This is a genomic window from Vibrio sp. BS-M-Sm-2, assembly GCF_041504345.1.
GTDB lineage: Bacteria > Pseudomonadota > Gammaproteobacteria > Enterobacterales > Vibrionaceae > Vibrio > Vibrio satsumensis.
The window spans coordinates 2,692,208-2,718,837 of sequence record NZ_CP167894.1 but is presented as its reverse complement, the minus strand read 5'-3'; the positions used below and the strand labels follow the sequence as shown (position 1 = coordinate 2,718,837).

Below are 26,630 nucleotides of genomic sequence, written 5' to 3'. Positions count from 1 at the left end.
TAATTATTGTCATACTCACATTGATTGGTACATAACCACATCAAGTATTAACGAATAATACCGCGCTCAGAGCTCTCTAGCATTTCTAGCATAGGAGCTACCGAAGCAAACTCTTTTGCCATTTCAACTAAAGCCACTTTCGCTTCTTCAAGTGTTTTACCTGAACGGTATAACTCTTTGTATGCTTTCTGTAGTGCACGAATTTCTGGTTTCTCAAATCCGTTACGCTTCAAGCCCACTAAGTTAAGACCGAATGGAGCAGCATGGTTACCCTGTGCAAGCACGTACGGCAGTACATCTTGAACTACAGCAGAACAGCCACCAATGTACGCATAAGCACCAATAGAACAGAATGGGTGAATCGCAGAAAGCGCCATCACACCAGCGTAGTCGCCAACCGTAACGTGACCGCCAAGAATAGCGTTGTTACCAATATGAGTGTGGTTACCAACAATAACATCGTGTGCTACGTGAGCATTAACACAAAGTAAGTTGTCATCACCAATTACTGTGGTTGCTTTGTCTTGAACCGTACCACGGTGGATTTGAACCGCTTCACGGATCACGTTGCGATCACCGATCACAACTGTTGTCTCTTCACCACCGTATTTCTTGTCTTGGTTTTCTTCGCCAATAACAGCATGTGGGAAGATACGGTTTTCTTTGCCAATGGTTGTATGACCTTTGATCACAACATGCGACATCACTTCAGTGTCGTCACCAATTGTCACGTTACCAGCAATGTAAGTGAAAGGCCCAACTGTCACGTTAGCACCGATAGTTACATCACCTTCGATTACTGCTGCCGGGTGAATTTTCGCTGTTTCATGAATCATATTAAAACTCTCTACGAGCACATTTAAGTTCAGCTGAACATACAACTACGCCGTCAACTTTAGCAACACCGTTAAACGATGCGATGCCACGACGCTCTTTTAAGAATTCTACTTCGATAACCAGTTGGTCACCTGGCACTACTGGCTTACGGAATTTAGCTTTATCTACACTAGCAAAGTAGTACAGCTCGTTACCAGAAGGCGCACCGAAAGATTTAAATGCTAGAAGGCCTGTTGCTTGTGCCATTGCTTCTAAGATCAACACGCCTGGGAATACAGGAAGCTGAGGAAAGTGGCCTGTGAACTGAGGTTCGTTAACAGAGACATTCTTAATTGCAGTCAGTGTTTTTTCTTTTTCAAAGCTAGTCACACGATCAACCATTAAGAATGGGTAGCGATGAGGTAATAGTTCCTGAATTTCAGTAATGTTCATCGTTGTCTGTTCAGTAGTCAAAGTCGTATTCCTATGTATATTCTTTATTTAATTAGAAGGATTATAAACGAAAAAGACTCGCTGTACGCGAGCCTTTTATTAGAAATGCTGGAATTATGATTCCGCGCTCTTCTCGATAAGTTTTTCAACGGTTTTCAAACGCTTGTTCATTTCATCAATACGATGAACACGCGTTGCTGTTTTACGCCAATCTTTGTTTGGCTGTAAAGGAATACCCGAAGAGTACATGCCTTTCTCAGTGATGCTGCGCATTACCATCCCCATACCGGTGATTGTAACGCCATCAGTAACTTCAATGTGACCATTAATCACACTACCACCACCAATAATACAGTACTTACCTATCGTCGTGCTGCCTGCAATGATAGTACCACCAGCAAGAGCTGAACCATATCCGATGTGAACATTGTGAGCAATCTGAAGTTGGTTATCTAGGATAACGTTGTCTTCAATGATTGTGTCATCTAATGCGCCTCGGTCGATGGTAGTACACGCGCCAATTTCTACGCGGTTACCAATGCGAACAGAACCAACTTGTGGGATCTTAACCCACTCACCTTTCTCGTTCGCATAACCAAAGCCGTCAGAACCAATAACAGTGCTTGATTGAATCAAACATGCTTCACCAATCACAACTTCATGGTAAACGCTTACGTTAGCCCATAGCTTAGTGCCTGTGCCAATTTTCGCATTCTTACCAATAAAGCATCCAGCACCGATGATCACATCATCACTTAGTACCACACCAGACTCAATCACAGCGTTCGCACCAATAGACACATTTTGCCCAATGGTTGCATCGCTAGAGATTGAAGCAGAATCAGCAATAGCCGCTGCGGGTGCAGGAGTAGTATCAAGCGCTTGAGCTACCTTAGCAAAAGCAACGTAAGGGTCACTAACCACAATAACGTTGGTCTTACACAGTTCGCGCTCACTATCTTTAACCATAATAGCAGATGCTTTACAGTCACCTAGGTGCTTGCTGTACTTCACGTTAGAAAGGAACGTAATGTTACCTTCTTGCGCTTTATCCATAGGAGCGACTGCTGAGACGGTAATCGTACCGTCTCCGTGTAGCTCTCCCCCAGTAATCGTTGCCAATTCGGCTAAAGTCAGGTTCTTCATAAAACTTATTTCAGTGATTTAATTACTTGCTCAGAGATGTTGTATTCAGGCTTACCGTATTGTAGAGCTTGAATATCAACGATCATGTCGTAGCCTTCTTTCTCGGCAACTTTAGTTACAGCATCTTGAATCACTTTGAACAGCTTCTGCTTCTCTTGTGCTTCACGACGTTGACTTGCTTTTTCTAGTGCTTGAGCTTTGATTTTGTACTTGCTGTCTAGTTGGCCTACTTCAATACGAAGCTTCTCAACTTCGTCAGGGCCAAGTAGTTCGCCATCACGCTTAAGCTTTTCAATCTTAGTCTTTGCTTCAGCTTGAATGCTCTGTAACTCAGCCGCTTTATCTTTGAACTCTTCCTGCATTTTTTGAAGAACAACTTCACGCTGAGGTAGAGCCTGGAATACTTGTGCAGTGTTTACATAACCCACTTTTTGCGCAGCTTCGGCAGCTGTTGCAAAGAAAGAAGAGCTAAGAACTACAAGGCCTAAACCTGCTGCTTTAATCATATTTTTCAAAATATTGTCCTTTAAATATTAGAAAGTTCTACCAATGGTAAATGTGAAGAATTCCTCATCATCACCTTCGTAAATTTTAACTGGTTTCGCTAGAGAGAAAACCAGTGGGCCCATCGGTGACATCCATTGCAGGGCAGCACCATAAGATGAACGGTAATTTGTTGGATCAGAGTAATCGTAGTAGTACTGACTGCCACTGTTAGGTGCGCCACGGTCTACGAACTCTGTATCCCATACACTTGCCATGTCGAAGAAGACACTGGTTCGAATCTGGCTGCGCGCTTCATCAGAAGCAAACGGCGTTGGGACAATTAACTCTAAACTGGCCAAAGCAACCGCGTTACCACCAACTGAATCATCGGTTGCAGAGCTGTACGTAGGGTTATTTCCTGTACTGCTTCCGTAAACGGCTTTCGGACCCGCTGAGTTAGAACCAAAACCACGTAGGGTTGTAAAGCCACCCGCATAGTAGTTCTCATAGAACGGGAACAAGTTATCGTTACCATCCGTTTGACCATAACCATTACCATAGCCTAATCGGCCACGCATCAATAGTGTGAACTCATGCTTTTTGGTCAGCGGGATGTAATGTTTTACATCGTACTGTGCTTTGAAGTACTTAGCATCAGAGCCTGGTACTGTCATTTTAGCGAAAGCACGTTGGTGGTTACCCTCAGTTGGGAAGAAACCACGGTTCAAGTTGTTACGCGTCCAAGAAATATTGATATCGAAGTCATCAGTTAAGATGTGCTCGTCACCATATTGGTCAATACTTCTCGCGAACTGTTCAACTTGGATATAGGTCGGAACGTTACCGATTTTGTTGTGTGTATAGCCAACACCAAACTCGATACGGTTCAGCTCATCCATAGGGAAACCCCATGTTAGGCTAGTACCATAACTTTGGTTGGTATAGTCGACAATACCCGCTTCAGAGGCTTCGAATTCGTTGTAGAAGATCTTACCGCCTAGACTCACACCATCAAGGTTCCAGTATGGGTCACGGTAGTCTAAGCTCACGTTCTTTTGGTAATCGTTCATCATGGCACTTACACCAACACGGTTACCTGAGCCTGCAAAGTTGTCTTGTTGTAAACCAACTTGGAAACTGACACCTGATTCCGTACCGTAGCCGACACCAAAGTTGATGCTGCCTGAGTTAGCTTCCTTAACGTTGTAAACCAAATCAACTTGGTCTTCACTACCAGGAACACGAACTGTTTGTACATCAACCGTTTCAAAGAAACCTAAACGGTTAAGACGGCTCTTACCAGTATCAATTGACTTAGAGTTAAGCCAACTGCCTTCCATTTGACGCATTTCACGACGAAGAACTTCATCTTTCGTTGAGTTATTGCCCGTGAATCGAATGTCGCGAACATAGATACGGCTACCCGCTTCTACATTGATAACTAACGACACTTCTTTGGTCTCATCATTGAATTCAGGAATCGTACGAACTTGTGGGTACGCATAACCAGATTCACCAAGAATTCGTTTTACGCTCTCTTCTAAAGACGTTACCGATGAACCGTTATAAGTATCACCGTCTTCAAATGGCACTAGCGCTTCAAAATCAGCCTCACGGCCAATGAGTTCACCACGAAATGCGACATCTTTAACGGTGTAGGCTTCGCCTTCATCAATACCAAGCGTGATATAAACGCCTTTCTTATCTGGAGAGATCGCAACCTGAGTAGAGTCTACCTTAAACTTAAGGTAACCACGGTCGAGGTAGTAAGATTTCAGCGCTTCGATATCACCCGCTAATACTTGCTTCTGATATTTTTCATCCGCAAGGAAGTTCCACCATGCAACATCAACGTTCAGATTAAAGCGGCTAAGTAGCTCAGCGTCTGAGAAGACTTCGTTACCGATAAAGTTGATTTGCTGAATCTTAGCAGATACGCCTTCAGTAAAGACAAACTTAAGGTCAGAACGATTACGAGGCAAAGGCGTCACAACCGCTTTTACTGTCGCGTTGTACTTACCAACACTGTAGTAAAAATCTTCAAGACCTTTCTCGATGTTGCTTAGCGTAGTACGGTCAAGGGCTTCACCTTCACGAACGCCAGACGCATCTAGGTTCTGTTGAAGTTGTTCTTCTTTGATCGCTTTGTTACCCGAGAACGAGATACTTGCGATAGTCGGTCGTTCTTTCACTTGAACAACTAAAACACCTTCATCGCGAAGGACTTTAACATCCTCAAAGTTACCCGAAGCATACAATGCACGAATGATCTCAGATACATCGCTTTCATCCACTTCATCGCCAATACGTACTGGCATTTTCAGTAGAGCTGCACCAAGTGCAACACGCTGTAAACCTTCAATCTTGATATCTTGAACTACAAAGTTTTGTGCTCCATTCGCTGCCACACTAGTGGCTAATAGACTTGCGAACAGAATTTGCTTAATCGCCATACTTATTCTAATTATTCCTTGCTACTACCAATGCCTGTGAGAAACCATTCACAGACGAGTAAAATCATTAAATATTGCCAGAGCCATCAAAGAGAAGAGGATTGCACCTCCCACTCTGTATCCCATTTCCTGAACTTTCTCAGGGACCGGTTTACGAGTAATGGCCTCAATAGCGAAAAAGAGCAAATGTCCGCCATCAAGCATAGGCAGCGGAACCAAATTAATAATACCCAAGTTAACACTAATCAGAGCCAAAAAGCCTAAGAAGTAAACCAAACCGTAATCGGCGGTTGTCCCTGCACCTTTAGCTATTGAAATCGGGCCACTCAAGTTATTTAAGCCAACATCACCAACGATGAGCTTCTTAAGCATTGTCAGCGTCAATCCAATGATTTGACCTGTTTTATCAAATGCTTTTCCTACAGACTCAATTACACCAAATTGTAACTCAAAGCGATAATCTTCTGGCCATTCTGCGACTTCTGGAGCAATACCTGCATAGCCAATTGTCGAACCATCAGAAAGCTCGCGACTTTTTGGCGTCATAACTAATGGCTGTTCAACCCCATTTCGCAATACGACCAAGTCCAATGATGTCATTGGATTTGCACGAATTAACTCAACAACCGACTGCCACTGTTCAATAGGCTGTCCATTAATCTCAACAATTTTGTCACCAGCCTTTACTCCGGCATCGTATGCCGCACCGTCATCAATGACTTGAGCAAGCACTGTCGATATCTCTGGAGAATACGGTCTAAAGCCCAGCGTTGTCATTGCAGATTCAGTTTCTGGGTTGAATGACCAGTCTGAAATATCCAATGTCATCTGCTGTTCAAAGCCGATATCGTCTTGAGAAGAAACCGTTACAGTCATGGACTGATCACCAATATGTGATATCAAACCCATATTGACTGATTCCCAATCTGCGGTTTTGATTCCTGAAATAGATTTAAGTTCCATTCCAGTTTCAATTCCGGCTTGTGCAGCAATAGATTGCGGAGTGACTTCACCGATTACAGGTTTAACCGCCGGCACGCCAATCAGAAACACTAGCCAATATGCAAAGACGGCAAAGATAAAGTTAAACGCAGGACCTGCACCAACTATCGCCGTTCTTTTCCACAATGGCTTCTTATCAAAAGCGTATTGTTGTTCGTCTTCAGAAAGGTCGTCAACACGACCATCAAGCATCTTAACGTAGCCGCCCAATGGAATGACTGACAAGCTGTATTCCGTACCATCACGGCCAACTTTGCTCCAGATTGATTTACCAAAACCAATCGAGAATTTCTCAACTTTCACACCACAGCGACGAGCAACCCAGAAATGTCCAAACTCATGAACAGCGACCAGAATGCCAAGCGCTACTATAAAGGATGCGAAGTTCCACAGAATTCCACTCATGCTAGCTGCTCTTTAATAAATTGATTGGCTAATTGACGAGACATATTATCTAGCTCGAGAAGGCTTTCCAAGCTATCTAAGCCCTCAGAGTTATGTTGTTCACATACTTTGCTCATAACATGTTCGTTAATGACAGCAATATCGGTAAACTTCACTCGATTGTTCAAGAAAGCATCGACGGCAATTTCGTTTGCCGCGTTAATTGCGGTTGTAGCATGCTGACCCAAGTAGCAAGCTTCAATCGCTAACCTTAAACATGGGTAACGACTAAAGTCTGGTTCTAGAAAAGTAAGCTCGCCCACTTTAGTGAAATCCAGAGGCTTAACGCCCGCTTCTGTTCGCTCAGGGTAAGACATCGTTAAAGCGATTGGCGTCGCCATATCCGGTTCGCCCATTTGAGCAAGCACAGAGCCGTCCTTGTACTGAACCATAGAATGAATCACAGATTGAGGATGAATAATCACTTTCAACTGTTCTTGAGAGGCATTAAATAACCATTTCGCTTCAATGTACTCTAAGCCTTTATTCATCATGGTCGCTGAATCGACAGAGATCTTAGGGCCCATAGACCAGTTAGGGTGTGCGATAGCGCGTTCAGGAGTCACTGATTCCAACTCAGCCACGTCGGTATAACGGAAAGGACCACCAGAACCAGTTAGTAGAATATGGTTAATACCGTTGGCTTCTAAATCACAGCGACCTAGATTGGTTTGGACGTTTTGCGACAAACACTGGAAGATAGCATTATGTTCACTGTCGACAGGAAGTAGCTCAGCACCGTACTTTTCCACGGCGTCTATAAACAACTGTCCAGACATCACCAAGGCTTCTTTATTAGCAAGCAAGATACGCTTACTAGCCTTAACCGCAGCCATAGTAGGAAGCAAGCCTGCTGCGCCAACAATCGCAGCCATAACAGTGTCTACTTCATCTAGGGAAGCGACCTGACACATGCCTTCTGAGCCTGAAAGCACTTTGATGTTTGGGTAATCCAAAGACAACACATCACTCAGTTGAGACGCTGCATCGGGGCAAGCCATCGCAACATAGCTTGGTTGCCACTTTTCAACTAGCGCCAGCATCTTTTCAACATTCGAACCGGAGGCTAGTGCCACGACCGTATAAAGATCTGGGTTTTGCTCAACGACTTTTAGTGTACTTGCACCAATAGAGCCGGTAGCGCCAAGGATAGTTAGATTTCGCATCACATATGACCGTAGAAATGTAATAAAGGGCAGAATCACTGCCCTTTTTTATTAGAATGCTAAATAAAGCAGAGCAAAGACAGGGAATGCAGCCGTTAAGCTATCTATTCTATCTAGTATACCACCATGACCAGGAATCAGATTACTGCTGTCTTTCACCCCAGACACACGCTTAAACATGCTTTCAACAAGGTCACCAAGAACAGAGATAACGACGGTCACAAGAGTAATAACAATCATGTGAAGAGGACTTGTGAATTGGATATCAAACAAGTCAGCAAAGATCCAAGCCACGATCACTGCAGTAATGATGCCACCAATAAGACCTTCAATCGTTTTATTCGGGCTTACCGCTGGAGCCATTTTGCGCTTACCAAAGCTCTTTCCTGAAAAGTAAGCACCGCTGTCCGCCGCCCAAACGAGCAAGCAAACAAACATCACCAATTTTGCACCGTGGTAGGGGTCAACATCGATACCGTTAGCACGCAGGATAACCACACTCCAGAAGAATGGCAGCAGAGTCAGTACACCAAAGGCGTGACGAAGAAGAGAAGAATCTTTCCATGCAGGCATAGACTTAGGATAAGTCACCGCCATACCACTCGCTATTACCCACCAAATTGAGCCAATCGTTAGAATGGCGTAGTGAGCAGTAGACAAGTTATTAAGGCTAAATGCATCAAAAGGGATAAAAGCAAAACTTGCGGCACTAACCAAAACCGTTGGAATCAACGCTAAATAACGCGATTTGCTTTCAATAAACTGAGTCCACTCCCAAAAACCTAATAGCGAGATCACCGCTAATGAAAGAATAAATGTAGGAAGTGATAACTCGAAAATGCCTAGAATAACTAGGGGAGCTAAAATCAACGCCGTAATAATTCGTTGTTTCAAACCAAAAAATCCTTATTAACTGTCCATCAGAGCTTTGATTTGCTCACCGGTGCATCCAAAACGACGCTCACGGTTTACAAACCAAGTCACAGCTTCTACTAAGCTGTCTTCATTAAAGTCTGGCCAGAATTGTTCAGTGAAATACATTTCGGCGTAAGCCAACTGCCAAAGCATAAAATTACTAATGCGGCATTCACCACTGGTACGGATAAGTAGATCGACTTCAGGAATATCTGCCATCGTCAGATGCTGTGTAATCATAGCTTCATCAATGTCATCTACATTAATATCACCAGACTTTACCTGTTGAGCAATAGAGGTCATTGCTTGCTGAATATCCCACTTACCGCCGTAGTTAGCCGCAATATTAATAACCATACCGGTATTGGTGCTAGTCAAAGCTTCCGCTTCTTCTATCTTCTTTTGTAGTCGATCATTGAAACGACTTTTATCACCAATAACACGAAGTTGTAGATTATTTTTATGAAGCTTTTTTACTTCACTCGATAGCACTGAAATAAACAGTTCCATCAAAATACCGACTTCTTCTTCAGGACGACGCCAGTTCTCGCTACTAAACGCAAAAAGAGTAACGGCTTTAATGCCAAGTCTGGCTGCAGAAGAGATAGTTTTACGAACGGCTTGAACACCGTTTTTATGGCCAAAGACGCGAGGCTTGCCCTGAGCTTTTGCCCAGCGACCATTACCATCCATAATGATAGCAATGTGTTTAGGAAGAGAGTCTGTGAACGCTTGAGAATTATGCATAAAAGAGTGAATCAAATTCTAATAGTCGAACAGAGTAGCATAAAAAAACGCTGCACCGTGAGTACAGCGTTTTTCCGGAAAGAAAAGAATAGGGAAAATTAAACTTCCATCAACTCTTTTTCTTTAACAGCTAGAACTTCGTCTACGTTCTTAACCGCAGCGTCAGTTAGCTTTTGAATTTCGTCTTGTGCTTTACGATCTTCATCTTCAGAGATTTCTTTATCTTTCAGAAGTGCTTTTAGATCGCCATTCGCGTCACGACGGATGTTACGGATAGCAACACGGCCACCTTCAGCTTCGCCACGAACGATTTTAACTAGGTCTTTACGACGCTCTTCCGTTAGCGGAGGAAGTGGAACACGGATAACTGTGCCAGCAGACATAGGGTTTAGGCCTAGGTCAGATGTCAGAATTGCTTTTTCAACTAGAGGAGTCAGTGTTTTATCAAACACTGTAATAGCTAGTGTACGTGCATCTTCAGCGATAACGTTAGCTACTTGAGTCAAAGGCGTTGGAGCACCGTAGTACTCAACAGTAAGACCAGAAAGTAGGCTTGGGTGCGCACGACCTGTACGAATCTTTTGCAGGCTGTTTTTTAGTGCATCAACACTTTTTACCATGCGCTCTTGAGCGTCTTTTTTGATTTCGTTAATCACAATTTCACCTTGATTATGTTCTTTCTTCAAGAAAGCTTTTTATTTGAGTGATAAGGATAAGCTTACCAAAGTCTAACACCTCAGTAAGCCCGAAAAATTAGTCAGCGTCGCTGATTAATGTACCTTCAGTTTCACCCATAACCACGCGACGTAGTGCGCCTGGTTTATTCATGTTAAATACGCGGATTGGCATTTTGTGATCACGTGCTAGCGTAAATGCAGCCAAGTCCATTACTTTAAGTTCTTTATCAAGAACTGTGTTGTAAGACAACGTATCATACAGCTCTGCGTCTGGGTTTGCTACAGGGTCAGAAGTAAATACACCATCTACTTTTGTCGCTTTTAGAACTACGTCAGCTTCGATTTCGATACCACGGAGACATGCAGCAGAATCCGTAGTGAAGAATGGGTTACCAGTACCAGCAGAGAAGATCACAACGCGACCTTGACGTAGTTGGCTGATTGCGTCTGCCCAGTTGTAGTCGTCACACACACCTTTAAGAGGGATTGCAGACATTACACGTGCGTTTACGTAAGCACGGTGAAGAGCGTCACGCATTGCAAGGCCGTTCATTACCGTTGCAAGCATACCCATGTGGTCACCAACAACGCGGTTCATACCTGCTTCAGCAAGGCCTGCACCACGGAAAAGGTTACCACCACCGATAACAACGCCTACTTGAACACCTAGTTCAACCAATTCTTTCACTTCTTGAGCCATACGATCAAGGATCGTCGGGTCAATACCAAAACCTTCTTCGCCTTGTAGTGCTTCACCGCTAAGTTTTAACAGAATACGTTGATACGCCGGTTTAGGGTTCGTAGTCATGGAGTTTACCTTCCAAAGAGTTGATGATTAACAGTCATGGATAAAAACTGAATAGCTCAGTTTGCATTCATAACAGCTAAAAAATAATTCACTATTCATAAAAAGACCGCAGCATTTGCCACGGTCTCTTTTCAAACAATACGCTAAGGATTAACCTTTTTGTACCGCTGCAACTTCGTCAGCAAAGCTCATTTCAGCTGCTTTCTCGATGCCTTCACCAACTTCTAGACGTACGAAGTTAGATACTGAAGCGCCTTTCTCTTTAAGGATAGCGCCAACAGTCTGCTTAGGCTCCATGATGAAAGCTTGACCAGTTAGAGAGATTTCGCCCGTGAATTTCTTCATACGGCCAACAACCATTTTCTCTGCGATTTCAGCTGGTTTGCCTTCGTTCATAGCGATTTCAACTTGAACTGCTTTTTCTTTAGCAACTACGTCTGCAGGTACGTCTTCTGGGTTTAGGAACTCAGGACGTGATGCAGCAACGTGCATTGCAACGTGCTTAAGAGTTTCAGCTTCGCCTTCACCAGCAACAACAACACCGATTTTCTCACCGTGACGGTAAGAAGCTAGTGCAACACCTGAAACGTACTGTACGCGACGGATGTTGATGTTTTCGCCGATTTTTGCAACTAGAGCAACACGAGTCTCTTCGAACTGTGCTTGTAGCTCTTCAACAGTTGCTTGAGAAGCTACTGCAGCAGCTGCAACTTCTTCTGCGAATGCTGTGAAGTTAGCATCTTTTGCTACGAAGTCAGTTTGGCAGTTAACTTCAAGAAGAGCAGCTACGCCGTTCTCTTCTTTGATGATGATTGCGCCTTCAGCAGCAACGTTACCAGCTTTCTTAGCGGCTTTCGCTGCGCCAGACTTACGCATGTTTTCAATTGCTAGTTCGATGTCAGCGTTTGCTTCTACAAGCGCTTTCTTACATTCCATCATGCCAGCGCCAGTGCGCTCGCGAAGTTCTTTAACTAGAGCTGCAGTTACAGTTGCCATTCTCTATTCCTCAGTAAATTCTAAAAAAGATAAAAAACAGGGGCCTAATTAATTGGCCCCTGATATTGACTGTATTCAGTCCGTTAAGCCACCGATTATGACCGCTTAATATGAACTAAATATGGCTCAGAGCCGCTATTATTCAGCTTCTACAAAACCGTCTTTTTCAGCAGCTACAGCAGCAACATCTTTGTTGCGACCTTCTTTAACCGCGTCTGCAGCAGCGTTTAGGTAAAGCTGTACTGCACGGATTGCATCGTCGTTACCTGGGATAACGAAGTCAACGCCGTCTGGGTTAGAGTTAGTATCAACTACAGCGTAAACTGGGATACCTAGGTTGTTTGCTTCTTTAACTGCGATGTGTTCGTGATCAGCATCGATTACGAATAGAGCGTCTGGAAGGCCGCCCATGTTCTTGATACCACCAAGAGATTTCTCTAGCTTCTCCATTTCACGAGTACGCATTAGAGCTTCTTTCTTAGTAAGCTTGTCGAAAGTACCGTCTTGAGCTTGCGCTTCAAGTTCTTTCAGACGCTTGATAGACTGACGAACAGTTTTGTAGTTCGTTAGCATACCGCCTAACCAGCGGTTGTTAACGTAGAACTGGTTGCTGTTGATAGCAGCTTCTTTAACAGCTTCAGATGCAGCGCGCTTAGTACCAACAAAAAGAACTTTACCTTTCTTCTCGCCAACTTTAGCGATTTCAGCTAGAGCGTCGTTGAACATTGGTACAGTTTTTTCTAGGTTGATGATATGTACTTTGTTACGAGCACCAAAGATGAATGGCTTCATTTTTGGGTTCCAGTAACGAGTTTGGTGACCGAAGTGAACACCAGCTTTAAGCATATCGCGCATTGATACAGTTGCCATTTTAAAATCCTCTATGGGGTTAGGCCTCCACATCCCCCATGAATCCGACCCCTAACAACTAACCACTTTTCAGCCGTTATTTGTGTTGTTGAGGCACCCCGGAACATGTGTCGGAATGTGTGTGATTTAAAGAAATAAGTTAGTGGACACAAAGCTTGTTTCGCCAATTGGAGAAAACACTCCTGATGTCCGGCGCGCTTTATACCATATTTTGTCTATCTATGGCTAGAAAAAAATCGAAAAATGGCGACTGCTATACTGACCTCTAAAGGCGAATTCCCTCTATAATTAGCATCCATATTAAGTTGCTTCTACATCTTTTAACCGAACATTATTTACTCAGGTTAAACAGTATCCATCGGTATTGTACGGATATGGGAATGTTGCGCTAAAATGCTGCACTGATAGAATAGCCCCAATATGCACACTTAGGTGCTACCAAATTAAGAGATATGCAATGGCTGTAAAAATTAAAACTGCTGAAGAAATTGAAAAGATGCGCGTCGCCGGCAAACTGGCTTCTGAAATTCTAGAGATGATTGAACCTCATATCCAAGTAGGTACAACGACAGAAGAGCTAAACCAAATCTGTCACGAGTACGCTACGGAAAGAGGCGCATACTCAGCACCACTTGATTACCACGGTTTCCCTAAGTCAATCTGTACGTCTATCAACCACATTGTGTGCCATGGTATTCCAGCATCACAAGACGAAACTGGCAGCACAGGTCAATTCAAACCGGCTGTCTTAAAAGATGGCGACATTCTTAATGTTGATATCACGGTAATCATCCCTGATGACGAAAACGCAGACCTAAGCGTTCGTCCACAAGGTTACCATGGCGACACCTCTAAGATGTTCCTTGTGGGTGAAGTTTCACCAGCAAACAAGCGTCTATGTATGGTTGCTCAAGAAGCACTTTACGAAGGCATGCGCCAAGTAAAGCCTGGTATCCAGCTTGGCCAAATAGGTACTGCTATCGAGAAGTACATCAAAACAAACAATAAGAACAACCCACGCGCGAAATTCTCAATTGTTAAAGATTACTGTGGTCACGGCATTGGGGCTGAATTCCATGAAGACCCACAAGTCGTTCACTACAAAAACAACGACCGCACTGTATTAAAAGCAGGTATGTGCTTCACTATCGAGCCAATGATCAACGCAGGTAAATTTGGCTGCCGTCTTGATGACCAAGATAGCTGGACCGTTTACACAGCCGACAGCAAGAACTCGGCGCAGTGGGAACACACACTAGTTGTGACGGATACTGGTTGTGAAGTACTGACACTACGCAGCGACGATACGATTCCACGCATCATGAAGAACGCTTAGTTCGCCGAACTGAACGCATCAGCCTTTTAAAAATATCCTCGCATTATCGAGGATATTTTTTTATCCGCTCAATTTCGACTTTCCATCAGCTTCTGTTAAATTGTTTACTATTCTCATTTGCTTGCACGGATAGCAGACTATGCCTTATCAATGCCCTCTTACGTTCAATGACGAACAAATTGAAATCTGCGAATTAAAAAATCAGCTCGAGATCTTCACGCAGTATCAAAAAAATGAATTTCTGAATCACCACCCAGTTACCGACTTAGTTCTGTTGCGCTCCGAGTACATGGATTTGCTTCTCAGTCGATTATGGGATCACTTCGGATTCAGCAAACTGCCTCATATCTCACTGGTCGCAGTGGGCGGCTATGGCCGTGGCGAACTTCACCCCTTGTCTGACATTGATATCCTTATCGTCTCGCAGAAAACATTGCCACCAGCACTCGGCGAAAAAGTCAGCCAGTTCATCACCCTACTCTGGGATTTAAGATTAGAAGTCGGCCACGCGGTACGTACCATTGCCGAATGTCTCGAGATCGGTATTGATGACTTAACCGTTGCAACCAACCTGCAAGAATCGCGATTGTTGTGTGGCAGTGAAGACACCTTCCAAGAACTAAAACTGAAGATTCATTCCGATTCATTTTGGCCAAGTGAAACCTTCTACAAGGCTAAGATTAAAGAGCAGAGAGAGCGTCACGCTCGCTACCACGACACCACTTACAATCTAGAACCCGATATCAAATCGACTCCGGGTGGATTAAGAGACATCCACACTTTGAGCTGGGTTGCGCGTCGCCATTTCGGTGCAACCTCTTTGTTAGAGATGAGCAAATACGGCTTTCTAACCGATGCGGAGTATCGTGAATTAGTTGAGTGCCAAGATTTCCTATGGCGCGTTCGTTTTGCGCTGCACATTGAACTGCGCCGTTACGACAACCGTCTCACCTTTGCCCATCAAGCCCAGGTAGCTGAACATCTGGGTTATACGGGCGAAGGGAATCGTGGCGTCGAGATGATGATGAAGGAGTTCTATCGAACACTTCGTCGCGTAGCTGAGCTTAATAAAATGCTTCTGAAACTGTTCGATCAAGCGATCATCAATGGCGGTCAGACCCAAGATGCGGAGATTCTCGATAATGACTTCCAACGTCGAGGGTCATTGATCGAAGCGCGTAAACCAGCTCTATTCCAAGCAAGACCAGAAACGATTCTCGATATGTTCATCCACATCGCGAATGACTCTTCCATCGAAGGTGTTAGCCCTCCAACATTGCGACAACTACGAACGGCGCGTCGTCGATTGAACCGATTCCTGCATACCATTCCTGAAGCTCGAGACAAATTCATGGCATTGGTTCGCCACCCGAATGCTCTGCACAAAGCCTTTAGCTTGATGCATAAACTCGGCGTGCTCTCAGCGTACTTACCGCAATGGAGTCAGATCGTAGGTCAGATGCAATTCGACCTGTTCCATGTTTACACCGTGGATGAACACAGCATTCGCCTACTCAAGCATATCAACCGTTTTGGTCAAATTGAAAACCACGATAAGCACCCTATCTGCTGTGAAGTGTACCCACGAGTACAAAAGAAAGAGTTATTAATCCTTGCTGCTATCTTCCACGACATCGGCAAAGGCCGTGGCGGAGACCACTCTGAGATTGGTGCAGTTGAGGCTTATTCTTTCTGTATCGAGCACGGGCTATCGAAACCTGAAGCTAAACAAGTGGCGTGGTTGGTACAAAATCACCTGTTGATGTCAGTAACGGCTCAGCGCCGTGATATCTATGACCCAGATGTGATCACCGAATTCGCCAAAAAAGTTCGTGATGAAGAGTCACTCGAACTATTGGTTTGTTTAACCGTGGCTGATATCTGTGCGACGAACCCTGAGTTATGGAACAGTTGGAAACGGACCCTACTCGCAGAGTTATTCCACTCAACTCAGCGTGCGCTGCGCCGTGGCTTGGAAAACCCGGTCGATGTTAGAGATCGTATTCGTCACAATCAACAAATGGCATCGGCACTGCTGCGTAAAGAAGGCTTCACAGCTCGTGAAATTGAAGTGCTATGGCAGCGTTTCAAGGCCGATTACTTCTTACGTCATACGCACAAACAAATCGCTTGGCATTGTGAGCACTTACTTCGCCTGGAAAATCCAAGCCAACCATTAGTACTGATCAGTAAGAAAGCGACACGGGGCGGTACCGAGGTGTTCGTTTACTGTAAAGACCAAGCGGCACTGTTTGCGACCGTGGTTGCCGAACTCGACAGGCGCAACTTTAACGTTCATGACGCGCAGGTCATGGTCAGCAAAGATGGCCATGTTTTGGATACCTTTATCGTACTAGACCAACATGGTGAAGCGATTGATGAAGCGAGACACAAAGCCGTTGCTAAACATTTGACTCATGTATTGGCTGATGGCCGCCCGACGAAGATAAAGACGCGTCGCACGCCACGTAACTTGCAGCACTTTAAGGTCAAAACCTTAGTTGAGTTCCTGCCAACCAAGAGCAAAAAGCGCACCTTGATGGAGTTAAGAGCCCTTGATACGCCGGGGTTATTGGCTCAAGTGGGTGCAACCTTTGCGGAACTAGACATCAACTTACACGGTGCGAAAATCACCACCATCGGTGAACGTGCAGAAGATTTGTTTATTCTGACCAGTGAAGCAGGGGGAAGGCTGTCTGAAGAACAAGAACAGGCGCTAAGAGAACGATTAACCGAGCACGTTTCGGAACTCGCACCTTAGAAAGCTAATGCAGGCTATCACCAGGTTTAATAACTAAATAAGAGTGGGTAAAGATAGAGAGCGATCTTGCCCACAACTTACAATCAATTCACAGATATCAACTATCTAGCTCGTCGTTAGGCTGCTACATTGATCAAGTCAATTACATAAAAGTATTACATTCATAACCTAGAGGTCGCTTATGTATCCAAACCTCACTGGCTTAGGTATCCACGAACCTAAACAGATTGAACGTTACTCCCTTCGCCAAGAAGCGCACAAAGATATCCTGAAGATTTACTTTCGTAAGCAGAAAGGTGAACTGTTCGCAAAAAGCGTTAAGTTTAAGTACCCACGACAAGTAAAAAGTGTGCTTGTTAGCGGTGGCAATAATCAATACAAAGAAGTGACCGAGATTAACCGCAACCTCACTCTTGTAATTGATGAGCTCAACAAAATCACCAAACCTACGCCAACGGCTGAGGTGGATGTGAAGCAGAAGATCCTTACCGACTTACGCCATCTAGAGAAAGTGGTATCAAGTAAGATCGCTGAGATCGAAGCCGATCTAGAAAAGCTAAAATGATCCCGAGAAAAGATAACTAACAACCACGATGAGTTGTTAAGCTCAGATCACGCAGACATTAAAAAGGGCTGATATCACTATCAGCCCTTTGTTTTACTTTCTATGCTTACTTAGGTTCGTGTATTTTTACTTAGACGAACACGCTTTAGTATTGATTAAGTTGGTGTCCCACTCAAAAGTTTCAAACAACCTTAACCACGTTTCATCTAGGTTGGCCTTCATTACCAACTCTTCTTTAGTGAAAGGATGAATGAAACGTAATTCAGACGCATGTAGCAACAAACGGTGCGAACCTAAATCATCACGAAACAATCGGTTGTGCTTACCATCACCATGTGAAGTATCACCCACAATTGGGTGTCTTAGGTGAGCCATGTGACGACGCAGCTGATGTTTGCGACCAGTCTTTGGCATCATCTCAACCAAGCAGTAACGGCTCGTTGGGAAACGCCCCGTAGAATATGGTACTTCCACTTTTGCTAGCGGTTCATAAACTGTCACCGCCTCTTGCGCTTCTTTGTCTTCTTTCGCGAACTTATCTGCGATCTTATCCAGTTCAACCTTAAGCGCGTAATCGAGCGTATCCCCCTCTTCTATCCATCCGCGAACAATTGCATGATAAGTCTTTTGCATCTCATGGTTAGCGAACATTGGCATCACCTCAGAGGCAACCTCGCTCGATAGAGCGAACACCAAGACGCCAGACGTTGGGCGGTCTAAGCGATGCAGAGGAAATACGTGCTGACCAATTTGATCACGCAGTGTTTGCATCACAAATTGAGTCTCGTGCTTATCCAACCATGAACGATGCACTAACATGCCCGCTGGCTTATTCACCGCGACAAAATACTCATCTTGATAAATGATCTCTAACATTACGCACATACCTCATCAATGCTCTGAATCGTCACTAGCAGTTCGAGTTTGTCTGCCTCATTTTTCCAAACTTCACCAAAATAAGGATAGATAGCAAAGCCCTTCGGTAGGGGCATTTTCGCATCCATCATTGCGTTGATCTTAACGATAAAGATCCACTGCAACCACTCTTCTGGCTGCAGAGAATCAATAGCAAAAGGCTCAACGCTCGCCAGAGCTTCGTCCGAAGGTGGAACATCACTCCACAGCGAACATTGGCGCATTTGTTGTTCTAATTGTTGAAGTAAAGGAGGTAACTTTGTGGCAGCTGTCATTTTTCACCAAGTTATTTATCTAGTGACCTTGAAATTGGGGCATAGAGTACCATCTATTTAGGAAAGAAAGTTAGGAGCTTTATTACTATGGAAACGATTCACACGCTCACTCAGTTACTACAGAATAGCGGTTGCCAATACGATATCTACGACCTAGGTCGTCGCATTCAGAAGATCGACAACACCTTATTCTCTGATGTTGAGCAAGGGAAACAGCCGTACCCATTTCCACTTCAGAAACAAGCTCACTTAGCGATTAGTTACTGGAACGAACACAAGCAACCTTGGATTTGGTTCCTAAAGTTTAAACTGGACGAAAGAGGCCTATTGCATCAAGGCGATGTAGGCAACTTCCTTAAGTTTGTTATCGAAGCAATGGGCACACGTTTAAACGGCGAGATCAGCGAAGAGCAACAACAAAAGCTGTCTAACAACCCATACACGTTTAAGCCTTCAGAAGACAAGATGGCCGTGTTCCATAGCCAAGTAAGAGCCGGTTTAGATCTGGCGACGAGCCAATACTACGAACACGCTCAACGCTACTTCACTGGCGATCTAGGCTGGGACAACTGGAAAACTGTTGGTCTTCAAGGCATCACCGATATGTGTGCTCGCCTAGGCAGCCAGCAAAACGGTGTCGCGATTCGTAAAGCATTGAACAAACTGCCATCAGAACCTCTATACGCAACACTAGGGGCACTTGAACACACGCAAATCAATGACAAGCTGGCTCAACGCTTACAAGAGATGGCTGAAAGCGAGATTAATAGCCAAGAACCGGATCTGTTCTTGCTTTCAGCACTGGTACGTGCCCTTTCTGGCGCAGAGCAAAACACAACGAATGCCGTGATTAATCAAGTCTTGGCTAGCCCACGCCTAAGCCACCAAGAGGTGTTAATTGGTTTGGCTGGTCGCAGCTGGCACGCACTACAAGATCCAGCGATTGCTGAGCAATTCTTGTTGCGCCTCGCACAAACAGGCAACCAGAACCTGTTCAATCAGTTATTTGCAGATTTAGTGATGATTCCGACACTGAGAATGGTATTTTTACCATTATTGAACTCGAACCCATCACCAGAACTCGCCAATGCACTTGTTGAGTTACAACAAGCGGCTAAGTCGCAATAGTCGAATAAATCAAAAGCTGAACGACTTAATAGCAGTCTGGCTCAACCCCAATAGCTCGTAAGAATAAGCTCAAATCACGATTGGAATAGAGAGATAAAAGGAAGTATGGATTAAATGATAGATAACTTATTGGCTATTTTGATGCTGTGCTTCTTTTGCTTTCTATTTTGGCAGCAGCGCAGGCAATCAGAGCTTGCGAAGGCTGCCATTGCGAGAAAGTGTAAAGAGCTGGATTTACAATTGTTGAGTGTTGCTTTCAGTGGCCATAAGCTTAAGATGCGCCATGAGTTAACCACGATTTGGCGCTGGCATACAGTGTACCAATTTGAATTTTCAGCGTTAGGTGATGACCTGTACCAAGGCAAACTGACTATGGTAGGCTTCCGCTCTATGCGGTTTGAGCTACAGCCTCATAGAATGTAACGTCACAATACGCGGTATAGAGATATTCATGGTAAGGGCCAAACTGATCTTGTTTGGTCTCTTTAAATGCAAAGCCTAATTTTTCCAATAATTTAATTGATGGGTTATGGCCAACATTTACAGTCGCGATAACATTCGTTAGACGTTCTTCAAAACACACCAAACTAAAGAAAGGTTTTAGCACCTCACTAGCAAGACCTTGATTCCAGTATTCTTTATCCAAAATAAAACCAAGTTCATGCTTCCCCTCTTCCGATGAAACAAAGACATGCCCAAGATATTCACGGGTTTGGTTGTGGATGATCGCACGGCAGAAGCCGACGTTGTCTTGCAGTATCTCTTGAAATAAGTGCTTAGCAGAGGCAATAGAGTGCGGCCCATTCATTTCAGCACGATTAATGGGGCAGCAATTCAACTTGATAAAGTCGTGTTGTAGCTGTTCGGTATAAGGAACCAACAGCGTTCTTGAGGTTGCTATCGTCATAAAACACTCCTTGTGTTGACCATTAGCAGAAAGCAGATGTAGTGCTCTTAAATAAAGAGCAGCGCCTAAATAAAACGCCAAGAAAAGAAAAGCCCCGACACCGAAGTGTCAGGGCTAGGGTCTTACTCGCAGCAGTCCGGCTACTAATTAATGCTCCATGCATCATCCATAATAGTGGCTGTAATCCTTCAGCTCTTTCCTTTACTTCGCCGTCCTAGCGGTGTCCAATCTTCCTGAAAGCTAACAATCCTAGTTAGCGCACATCACTTGTTCCGTGAGCGGTGTCCTTTACATCATCCTGATGCTAATCCAACCCTTTAATCCTAAAGGTGTCCATTGTCATTCCGTTGCAGCTAACTTCCTGTTAACTGACTGTATCCCTACAATATCCTTACGCTCCATGCTTGATCACTCAATCCTAAGTAACCAAATCTTCATCCTGAAGATAACCAAATCCTTGGTGCTTTCCTGTTCCGTGTCAGAATCCTTCCGACAAGGTTTAATTTACGCGATTTAGGGTTTCGGACAATAGATTTACATCACATTTTGAATCCGAAAAAGTTGTTAATTATATAAAACAAATAAAATTCAACACCTTAACTATATGCACATCAATCTCTCTAGCGATGTATTCGTGTTATCTCACAGCCTTTGTAAGAGATCTCTCACAAGCCATGGGCGGTTTTATGATTCGCTATCATTCACCAGAGCGAGTAAAATGACTGAAGACTAAAAATGGAGATCAACATGCTGACAAAAGATGTTTCTGAAGAGTTGAAATCAGTGCTTGAAGGACTGCAAGCGCAAGGCAAAGAACCGACAGTTGCTTTAGTTAAGGCTCGTATGAGCACATCCGTTCCGATGCCAGCTTTAATTACGACCATCAAGAGCTGGAAAAGCGCCAATCGCGTTCCTAAAGTTGAAGTCGCGACACAAGAAGAGCCTGCACTTGATCGTGTTAGCCAACTGGAAAAGCAAATCCTTGAACTCACTGCTCGCGTTGCCATGCTTGAAGCTAAACTAACTGATCAATAAGGCAACTGAGCAATAAGTTGACCGATAAATAAGCTAACAGAGAAATTAGAACACTATGAAGATATGGGTTGATGCGGACGCTTGTCCAAAGGTTATCCGAGAAACAATCGTACGCGCAGCTGAGCGCACAGGGGTTGAATGTACCTTTGTGGCAAACCATCTGGTTCCCGTTCCTAAACGCAATAACATTCACTCGATTCAAGTGCCAAGCGGATTTGATATTGCTGATGATGAAATCGTAAAACGCACTGAACCTGGCGACCTTGTAATTACATCCGATATCCCTCTGGCCGACGAAGTGATCACCAAAGGTGGGCAAGCACTCAGTTCTCGTGGCGAGCTTTATACCAAAGAGACCATCAAAGCACGTCTGAACATTCGTGACTTCATGGATACTATGCGCTCAAGTGGCATCCAAACTGGCGGACCAAGTACCCTTTCTCAAACCGATCGTCGAGAGTTTGCCAACCACCTTGATAAAATCCTCGCTAAGCGACCAAAATAGCCAATTTATTTTGTGTGCACCATTTTGAAGCCGGTCAAGATGGTGCTCCAAGCCTTATCCCAACAAAGATATACAGTTAACACATATCAGATATTGAAACTGATCATTACCTCCTCGTAGCACAGACATAGATACTCCCTCTTTTAGTGAACACATGAGTGCACCATGCTACATAAAACAACGACTATTTTTGGCTCGTTGCAATGGATCTGCTCCCTGCTCCTTGGATTCTCTTCTACTTCTTTAGCACAAGAAGATACAGTTCTCCCCTCGCCACCAGATAACAAAGATAACGGATTATTTTCACTGCTTGGGGGACCAGCTTACATGCCTGAAACTGGCTTTATGCTTGCCATCGGAGGATTGTACTCATTTAACACCACACCGGAACAACCGAGCAAAACTCAACGCTCTTCTATCACATTAGTGGGTATCGCCAATGAAATGGATAGCGGTGTAGGGTTTGGTGTTCGCTCTAAGCAAAAAATATTTTCTCCACAGAATCGACTTCGTTACTTCGGCCAATTATCGATGGGAAAACAAAGCTTGTACTATTTCGGTACAGGTTATCAATCGGGGGTAAATACCGGCAAAGATGAAGAGAACTTAGTCGACTATGATTTCGTCACTTACAATGCCGATCTAGGAATGCACTTAGGTAACAACATTTACCTAGGGCCAATACTTCGCCTGCAGTACAAAAAGGCCATCGAAGAGTCGATTTCATCAAACGTCGCTCAAGATGCCGATTTTGTCTACGGTCAAGATAATCCCTTCACTTTAGGGCTAGGGGTAGCCTTACAGTGGGATACTCGAGACATCGCAGTAAATGCACGTCAAGGTCAGTTTCTAAGCCTTGAATACGCGAGCTACCAGGACAACTTTGGCAGTGACTCCAATTTTGAAAAAGCCGAAGCCGATTACCGTCTTTATTGGACACCAATCAAAGGCGCCACCTTCGCTTTTCTCAATACTGCCAACCTAAGTACAGGCGATGTGCCCTATTACGAACTGCCGACCTTTGGCGGCCAAGATTCTATGCGTGGCATCTATTACGGACGCTACCGTGATATGCACAGCGTCGAGCACACCATGGAGTATCGCCAGTCATTTATGAACAATGGTGATTACACCAAACATGGCTTTACGATGTGGGCAGGTCTCGCTACAACAGCTGAAAATACCAATGACCTGTATCAAGATAAAATTTACAGCTATGGCGTTGGTTATCGCTATGAACTCCAACCTCGTATGAATGTTCGTGTTGATCTCGGGTTTGGATCCAATGATGCCCAAGGCCTTTACTTGTCGATCAACGAAGCGTTTTAAGAGGCCATCATGACGAAATTTACAACGTTAGGTGCCGCTGTCGCATTGGCTATAGGCTCAACACCAAGTAAGGCAGAGGACGGTGCACGAGTCGATTTCCCTGATGCTGAAACACAGCAAAAGCTGAATAAAAAGTGGGAGCATGCTTTGCCCTTTCATGCCCAAAAAGCAATTGATCTAGGTTACGCTCTGCCTCTACCATTTTCTGTTTCATTTATAGGTAACGCTTCTAAGCAAAACATCGAAATGTATGATTTGGGCGTGCAAGTTGGCGATGTAGATTTAGGAGACAGATACGAGCTTTCTCAGGTGTCCTTTGGTACTCCTGAGATCGAGAGCAAAAGCATGCAACTGCGCGCTGCGGCTTGGGTGTTTCCTTTCTTACAAATGGGTGTGCATGTAGGCCGTTTCTCGGGAGGAACACAATTAACAGCCGAAATACCGACCTCACTCTTTAAAGCTTGCGACAATCATCCAAGATTACCCACTTGCGCTAAAGAATCCGTCAGCACTCCGGAGTTTTATCCCGATGTTGAAGGTTCGAATTGGGGGTTCTCAATGAATATTGTAGGTCAAGTTGGGGATTTCACTTATGTGCTTCCGGCCAGTATGACGCACTCTCGCACTGATGATGAGCGTACTAACACCAAAACAATGTTGTTCAGTCCACGAGTTGGCCAACTTATCCAAACTGAAAACTGGGGTAACATTTTCCCCTATATAGGTGCCGCTTACATGCATAGCGAAGGGCTAACCCAAGAAAACAACGCGCTAGGTGTGGATGGACTGTCTTACCAATTATCTCAACAGAGCGCTGAAGACTACTCTGCAATCATCGGAGCAAACTGGAATATCACGAAAACTTACGGAGCTAATTTAGAGTTTATCGGAGGCCCGGGTAGAAAAATCATCAATGTCATCATGACTTACTCCTACTAGTTCCCAATGGCATAACGAAAAAAACCTGCGATAAACGCAGGTTTATTTGTTCTCTAATAGAGAGCTGTCTATAAGAACGAACCGTCTATAAACAAATATAGTACTCAAGACTAAGGCGTGTAGTACGTTGCAGCGCCCGGACCTACTGGTAGGCCAAATACGAATACCCAAACGTAGAACATTAAGCTCCAACCAACCAAGAACACGATTGAGTATGGAAGCATAGTTGCAATCAGAGTACCGATACCTAGGTTCTTCATGTAACGCGTCGCTACCGCAAGGATAAGACCGAAGTAGCTCATCATTGGAGTAATGATGTTGGTTGTTGAATCACCGATACGGTAAGCCGCTTGAATCGTTTCAGGAGCGTAACCTACTAGCATTAGCATTGGAACGAAGATAGGCGCTGTTACTGCCCACTGAGCAGAAGCTGAACCGATCATCAGGTTAATGAAGCCACACATTAGGATGAATGCGAAGAACAACATTGGACCCGTTAGGCCGATATCTTGTAGGAAAGTAGCACCTGCAACTGCGAATACTTGACCAAAGTTAGTCCACTTGAAGAAAGCGACAAACTGAGCAGCAAAGAACACAAGTACGATGTACATGCCCATTGAAGACATCGACTTAGACATTGCCTCGATCACATCACGGTCTGTTTTCATTGTGCCGGTAACTTTACCGTAAACAAAACCAGGAACCGCGAAGAATACGAAGATGAACGCTACGATACTTTTCAGGAATGGAGAACCTGAAACCGTACCTGCGGCTGAACGTAGAACACCATCAGCTGGAACAATCGTCCAAGCAAGAAGCGCTGAAACCGCTAGCACTGCGATACCCGCAAGCTTAAGGCCTTTCTTCTCAACGTCTGTTAGCTTGCCCATTGAATCATTTGATAAATCTTCAGACGCTTCTTCGTCGTTGTATTTACCCAGTTTTGGCTCAACAATCTTCTCAGTTACAAATGCACCTGTAATAGCGATGAAGAAAGTAGAAACAAACATGAAGTACCAGTTTGATTCAGGACCAACGCTGTAAGTCGGGTCAATCATTTGTGCTGCTGTTTCTGTGATACCAGAAAGCAGTGGGTCAACCGTACCGATCAGAAGGTTTGCAGAGTAACCACCAGATACACCAGCAAATGCTGCCGCTAGACCCGCTAATGGGTGACGACCCAAAGAGTGGAAAAGCATTGCTGCAAGCGGGATAAGTACTACATAACCCAGCTCTGAAGCCGTGTTAGAGATAATACCGGCAAAAACTACAGTTACCGTAACCATGCGCTTAGATGCGCCCATTACCATGCCACGCATCGCAGCAGATAATAGACCTGAGTGCTCAGCAATTGCTACACCTAGCATTGCAACCAGCACGGTACCTAATGGCGCAAAGCCAACAAAGTTTTTAACTAGATTAGTTACGATGAGTTGTAAGCCTTCAGCATTCAGTAAGCTTACAACATAGATCATTCCGTCAGCAGAACGACCTGGAGCACCTTCTGGGCGAGGGTCCATAACAGACACTTCAAAATATCCAGCGATACCTGAAGTAACTAGAATAGCGACACAGAAGATTGCGAAAAGAGTGATTGGGTGGGGTAATAGGTTCCCCAAATATTCAACACCATCGAGAAAACGGGTAAAAATAGGTTTCTTTGGCGAGTTGTTTTTTATTGAAGCTGATGAACTCATCAGTTCCCTCCTTGTAGTGATTCCTATGCAATTGTGACAAAAATGTTCAAATTGCCAGCGAAGGGTACGCGACAAAATTATCAATTAGAAATTCAAAATGTTACAAAATGTGTAACAAATGGTGATTTTTAACTTTATTTGAACAATTAATTAGCAAATAAATCTACATTAAATACAAAATCTAGATTTATAATTCACAACCACGCATTCACTACAAATATATCTAACGATATAACCTATTGATTCACTTAAAAATAAA

At 44.2% G+C, this 26,630-nt stretch carries 26 protein-coding genes; 9 read left to right on the top strand and 17 right to left on the bottom strand.

Going from position 1 to position 26,630, the window contains the following annotated elements; all coding sequences use genetic code 11:
- Positions 1-47: 47 nt before the first annotated feature.
- The 13 genes from lpxA to rpsB form a co-directional block, all read right to left on the bottom strand.
- Positions 48-836 carry an acyl-ACP--UDP-N-acetylglucosamine O-acyltransferase gene (gene lpxA / locus AB8613_RS12540; RefSeq protein ID WP_146492100.1) on the bottom strand — a complete coding sequence of 263 codons (789 nt, stop codon included), beginning with the start codon at positions 834-836 and terminating at the stop codon, positions 48-50.
- A gap of 1 nt (position 837) precedes the next feature.
- Positions 838-1,290, bottom strand: a complete 453-nt coding sequence (fabZ, locus tag AB8613_RS12535) for a 3-hydroxyacyl-ACP dehydratase FabZ (RefSeq protein ID WP_009847408.1) — start codon at positions 1,288-1,290, stop codon at positions 838-840.
- Between the two features lie 93 nt (positions 1,291-1,383).
- Positions 1,384-2,415 carry a UDP-3-O-(3-hydroxymyristoyl)glucosamine N-acyltransferase gene (gene lpxD, locus AB8613_RS12530; RefSeq protein WP_372383888.1) on the bottom strand — a complete coding sequence of 344 codons (1,032 nt, stop codon included), beginning with the start codon at positions 2,413-2,415 and terminating at the stop codon, positions 1,384-1,386.
- Between the two features lie 5 nt (positions 2,416-2,420).
- Entirely contained in the window at positions 2,421-2,921 is a 501-nt protein-coding gene (locus AB8613_RS12525; protein ID WP_004734343.1) for an OmpH family outer membrane protein, read from the bottom strand.
- A gap of 27 nt (positions 2,922-2,948) precedes the next feature.
- The gene (gene bamA / locus AB8613_RS12520; RefSeq protein ID WP_060982524.1) at positions 2,949-5,354 is read right to left on the bottom strand and encodes an outer membrane protein assembly factor BamA; all 2,406 of its coding nucleotides are present in this window, start codon (positions 5,352-5,354) and stop codon (positions 2,949-2,951) included.
- Positions 5,355-5,402: 48 nt separating this feature from the next.
- On the bottom strand, positions 5,403-6,761 hold the full coding sequence (rseP, locus tag AB8613_RS12515; protein WP_146492098.1) for a sigma E protease regulator RseP: 1,359 nt from the start codon (positions 6,759-6,761) through the stop codon (positions 5,403-5,405).
- A complete protein-coding gene (gene ispC / locus AB8613_RS12510) occupies positions 6,758-7,966 on the bottom strand; it encodes a 1-deoxy-D-xylulose-5-phosphate reductoisomerase (RefSeq protein ID WP_372383887.1) in 1,209 nt (402 codons plus the stop codon). Before ispC ends, rseP begins: the two co-directional genes overlap by 4 nt.
- A gap of 51 nt (positions 7,967-8,017) precedes the next feature.
- Positions 8,018-8,860: a phosphatidate cytidylyltransferase gene (locus tag AB8613_RS12505; RefSeq protein WP_372383886.1), complete on the bottom strand. Its 843-nt coding sequence runs from the start codon at positions 8,858-8,860 to the stop codon at positions 8,018-8,020.
- Positions 8,861-8,875: 15 nt separating this feature from the next.
- On the bottom strand, positions 8,876-9,628 hold the full coding sequence (locus AB8613_RS12500) for an isoprenyl transferase (RefSeq protein ID WP_017063364.1): 753 nt from the start codon (positions 9,626-9,628) through the stop codon (positions 8,876-8,878).
- 98 nt (positions 9,629-9,726) lie between these two features.
- Entirely contained in the window at positions 9,727-10,284 is a 558-nt protein-coding gene (frr, locus tag AB8613_RS12495; protein WP_017060741.1) for a ribosome recycling factor, read from the bottom strand.
- 97 nt (positions 10,285-10,381) lie between these two features.
- Positions 10,382-11,113, bottom strand: a complete 732-nt coding sequence (pyrH, locus tag AB8613_RS12490; RefSeq protein ID WP_017630771.1) for a UMP kinase — start codon at positions 11,111-11,113, stop codon at positions 10,382-10,384.
- Positions 11,114-11,263: 150 nt separating this feature from the next.
- Positions 11,264-12,109: a translation elongation factor Ts gene (gene tsf / locus AB8613_RS12485; RefSeq protein WP_017630772.1), complete on the bottom strand. Its 846-nt coding sequence runs from the start codon at positions 12,107-12,109 to the stop codon at positions 11,264-11,266.
- Between the two features lie 138 nt (positions 12,110-12,247).
- The gene (gene rpsB / locus AB8613_RS12480; RefSeq protein WP_009847420.1) at positions 12,248-12,979 is read right to left on the bottom strand and encodes a 30S ribosomal protein S2; all 732 of its coding nucleotides are present in this window, start codon (positions 12,977-12,979) and stop codon (positions 12,248-12,250) included.
- 457 nt (positions 12,980-13,436) lie between these two features.
- Between rpsB and map the strand changes: the two genes are divergently transcribed.
- From map to AB8613_RS12465, 3 genes are all read left to right on the top strand, one after another.
- The gene (map, locus tag AB8613_RS12475; RefSeq protein ID WP_327783577.1) at positions 13,437-14,315 is read left to right on the top strand and encodes a type I methionyl aminopeptidase; all 879 of its coding nucleotides are present in this window, start codon (positions 13,437-13,439) and stop codon (positions 14,313-14,315) included.
- Positions 14,316-14,454: 139 nt separating this feature from the next.
- Positions 14,455-17,076: a bifunctional uridylyltransferase/uridylyl-removing protein GlnD gene (glnD, locus tag AB8613_RS12470; RefSeq protein WP_327783576.1), complete on the top strand. Its 2,622-nt coding sequence runs from the start codon at positions 14,455-14,457 to the stop codon at positions 17,074-17,076.
- 181 nt (positions 17,077-17,257) lie between these two features.
- Positions 17,258-17,641, top strand: coding sequence for a DUF3461 family protein (locus tag AB8613_RS12465; RefSeq protein ID WP_004734354.1), 384 nt, complete (start codon positions 17,258-17,260; stop codon positions 17,639-17,641).
- A 126-nt stretch (positions 17,642-17,767) separates the two neighbouring features.
- Here the strand turns inward: AB8613_RS12465 and truC are convergent, their stop codons facing one another.
- Complete coding sequence (gene truC, locus AB8613_RS12460; protein WP_372383885.1) at positions 17,768-18,517, bottom strand: tRNA pseudouridine(65) synthase TruC; 750 nt, start codon at positions 18,515-18,517, stop codon at positions 17,768-17,770.
- Positions 18,517-18,831 (bottom strand): YqcC family protein, encoded by a 315-nt coding sequence (locus AB8613_RS12455; protein WP_285954314.1) that lies wholly within the window; start codon positions 18,829-18,831, stop codon positions 18,517-18,519. Before AB8613_RS12455 ends, truC begins: the two co-directional genes overlap by 1 nt.
- Before the next feature lie 87 nt (positions 18,832-18,918).
- On the opposite strand from AB8613_RS12455, the gene AB8613_RS12450 reads away from it, so the two are divergent.
- Both AB8613_RS12450 and AB8613_RS12445 read left to right on the top strand, forming a co-directional pair.
- Positions 18,919-19,959 carry a DUF3549 family protein gene (locus tag AB8613_RS12450; RefSeq protein WP_372383884.1) on the top strand — a complete coding sequence of 347 codons (1,041 nt, stop codon included), beginning with the start codon at positions 18,919-18,921 and terminating at the stop codon, positions 19,957-19,959.
- A gap of 114 nt (positions 19,960-20,073) precedes the next feature.
- Positions 20,074-20,382 (top strand): DUF3301 domain-containing protein, encoded by a 309-nt coding sequence (locus tag AB8613_RS12445; RefSeq protein ID WP_017060748.1) that lies wholly within the window; start codon positions 20,074-20,076, stop codon positions 20,380-20,382.
- On the opposite strand, the gene AB8613_RS12440 is transcribed toward AB8613_RS12445, so the two are convergent.
- Entirely contained in the window at positions 20,348-20,866 is a 519-nt protein-coding gene (locus tag AB8613_RS12440) for a GNAT family N-acetyltransferase (protein ID WP_372383883.1), read from the bottom strand. The two genes, AB8613_RS12445 and AB8613_RS12440, sit on opposite strands and share 35 nt — an antisense overlap.
- Before the next feature lie 747 nt (positions 20,867-21,613).
- Here AB8613_RS12440 and AB8613_RS12435 point away from each other — a divergent pair.
- The 4 genes from AB8613_RS12435 to AB8613_RS12420 all read left to right on the top strand — a co-directional run bounded on the left by AB8613_RS12435 (position 21,614) and on the right by AB8613_RS12420 (position 24,674).
- On the top strand, positions 21,614-21,901 hold the full coding sequence (locus AB8613_RS12435) for a hypothetical protein (protein WP_017069390.1): 288 nt from the start codon (positions 21,614-21,616) through the stop codon (positions 21,899-21,901).
- A gap of 55 nt (positions 21,902-21,956) precedes the next feature.
- Positions 21,957-22,406, top strand: coding sequence for a YaiI/YqxD family protein (locus tag AB8613_RS12430; RefSeq protein ID WP_060982534.1), 450 nt, complete (start codon positions 21,957-21,959; stop codon positions 22,404-22,406).
- Between the two features lie 165 nt (positions 22,407-22,571).
- Complete coding sequence (locus tag AB8613_RS12425) at positions 22,572-23,735, top strand: BamA/TamA family outer membrane protein (protein ID WP_285954311.1); 1,164 nt, start codon at positions 22,572-22,574, stop codon at positions 23,733-23,735.
- Positions 23,736-23,744: 9 nt separating this feature from the next.
- Positions 23,745-24,674 carry a hypothetical protein gene (locus AB8613_RS12420; protein ID WP_285954310.1) on the top strand — a complete coding sequence of 310 codons (930 nt, stop codon included), beginning with the start codon at positions 23,745-23,747 and terminating at the stop codon, positions 24,672-24,674.
- Positions 24,675-24,784: 110 nt separating this feature from the next.
- Here AB8613_RS12420 and AB8613_RS12415 read toward each other — a convergent pair whose 3' ends face one another.
- Complete coding sequence (locus AB8613_RS12415; protein WP_146492087.1) at positions 24,785-26,371, bottom strand: AbgT family transporter; 1,587 nt, start codon at positions 26,369-26,371, stop codon at positions 24,785-24,787.
- Between the last annotated feature and the right edge of the window lie 259 nt (positions 26,372-26,630).

Coding starts and splice junctions, on each gene's coding strand:
- lpxA (WP_146492100.1), bottom strand. CDS start 836: ATGATTCATGAAACAGCGAAAATTCACCCGGCAGCAGTAATCGAAGGT.
- lpxD (WP_372383888.1), bottom strand. CDS start 2,415: ATGAAGAACCTGACTTTAGCCGAATTGGCAACGATTACTGGGGGAGAG.
- AB8613_RS12525 (WP_004734343.1), bottom strand. CDS start 2,921: ATGATTAAAGCAGCAGGTTTAGGCCTTGTAGTTCTTAGCTCTTCTTTC.
- bamA (WP_060982524.1), bottom strand. CDS start 5,354: ATGGCGATTAAGCAAATTCTGTTCGCAAGTCTATTAGCCACTAGTGTG.
- rseP (WP_146492098.1), bottom strand. CDS start 6,761: ATGAGTGGAATTCTGTGGAACTTCGCATCCTTTATAGTAGCGCTTGGC.
- ispC (WP_372383887.1), bottom strand. CDS start 7,966: ATGCGAAATCTAACTATCCTTGGCGCTACCGGCTCTATTGGTGCAAGT.
- AB8613_RS12500 (WP_017063364.1), bottom strand. CDS start 9,628: ATGCATAATTCTCAAGCGTTCACAGACTCTCTTCCTAAACACATTGCT.
- pyrH (WP_017630771.1), bottom strand. CDS start 11,113: ATGACTACGAACCCTAAACCGGCGTATCAACGTATTCTGTTAAAACTT.
- tsf (WP_017630772.1), bottom strand. CDS start 12,109: ATGGCAACTGTAACTGCAGCTCTAGTTAAAGAACTTCGCGAGCGCACT.
- rpsB (WP_009847420.1), bottom strand. CDS start 12,979: ATGGCAACTGTATCAATGCGCGATATGCTTAAAGCTGGTGTTCACTTC.
- map (WP_327783577.1), top strand. CDS start 13,437: ATGGCTGTAAAAATTAAAACTGCTGAAGAAATTGAAAAGATGCGCGTC.
- glnD (WP_327783576.1), top strand. CDS start 14,455: ATGCCTTATCAATGCCCTCTTACGTTCAATGACGAACAAATTGAAATC.
- AB8613_RS12465 (WP_004734354.1), top strand. CDS start 17,258: ATGTATCCAAACCTCACTGGCTTAGGTATCCACGAACCTAAACAGATT.
- truC (WP_372383885.1), bottom strand. CDS start 18,517: ATGTTAGAGATCATTTATCAAGATGAGTATTTTGTCGCGGTGAATAAG.
- AB8613_RS12455 (WP_285954314.1), bottom strand. CDS start 18,831: ATGACAGCTGCCACAAAGTTACCTCCTTTACTTCAACAATTAGAACAA.
- AB8613_RS12450 (WP_372383884.1), top strand. CDS start 18,919: ATGGAAACGATTCACACGCTCACTCAGTTACTACAGAATAGCGGTTGC.
- AB8613_RS12445 (WP_017060748.1), top strand. CDS start 20,074: ATGATAGATAACTTATTGGCTATTTTGATGCTGTGCTTCTTTTGCTTT.
- AB8613_RS12440 (WP_372383883.1), bottom strand. CDS start 20,866: ATGACGATAGCAACCTCAAGAACGCTGTTGGTTCCTTATACCGAACAG.
- AB8613_RS12435 (WP_017069390.1), top strand. CDS start 21,614: ATGCTGACAAAAGATGTTTCTGAAGAGTTGAAATCAGTGCTTGAAGGA.
- AB8613_RS12430 (WP_060982534.1), top strand. CDS start 21,957: ATGAAGATATGGGTTGATGCGGACGCTTGTCCAAAGGTTATCCGAGAA.
- AB8613_RS12425 (WP_285954311.1), top strand. CDS start 22,572: ATGCTACATAAAACAACGACTATTTTTGGCTCGTTGCAATGGATCTGC.
- AB8613_RS12420 (WP_285954310.1), top strand. CDS start 23,745: ATGACGAAATTTACAACGTTAGGTGCCGCTGTCGCATTGGCTATAGGC.
- AB8613_RS12415 (WP_146492087.1), bottom strand. CDS start 26,371: ATGAGTTCATCAGCTTCAATAAAAAACAACTCGCCAAAGAAACCTATT.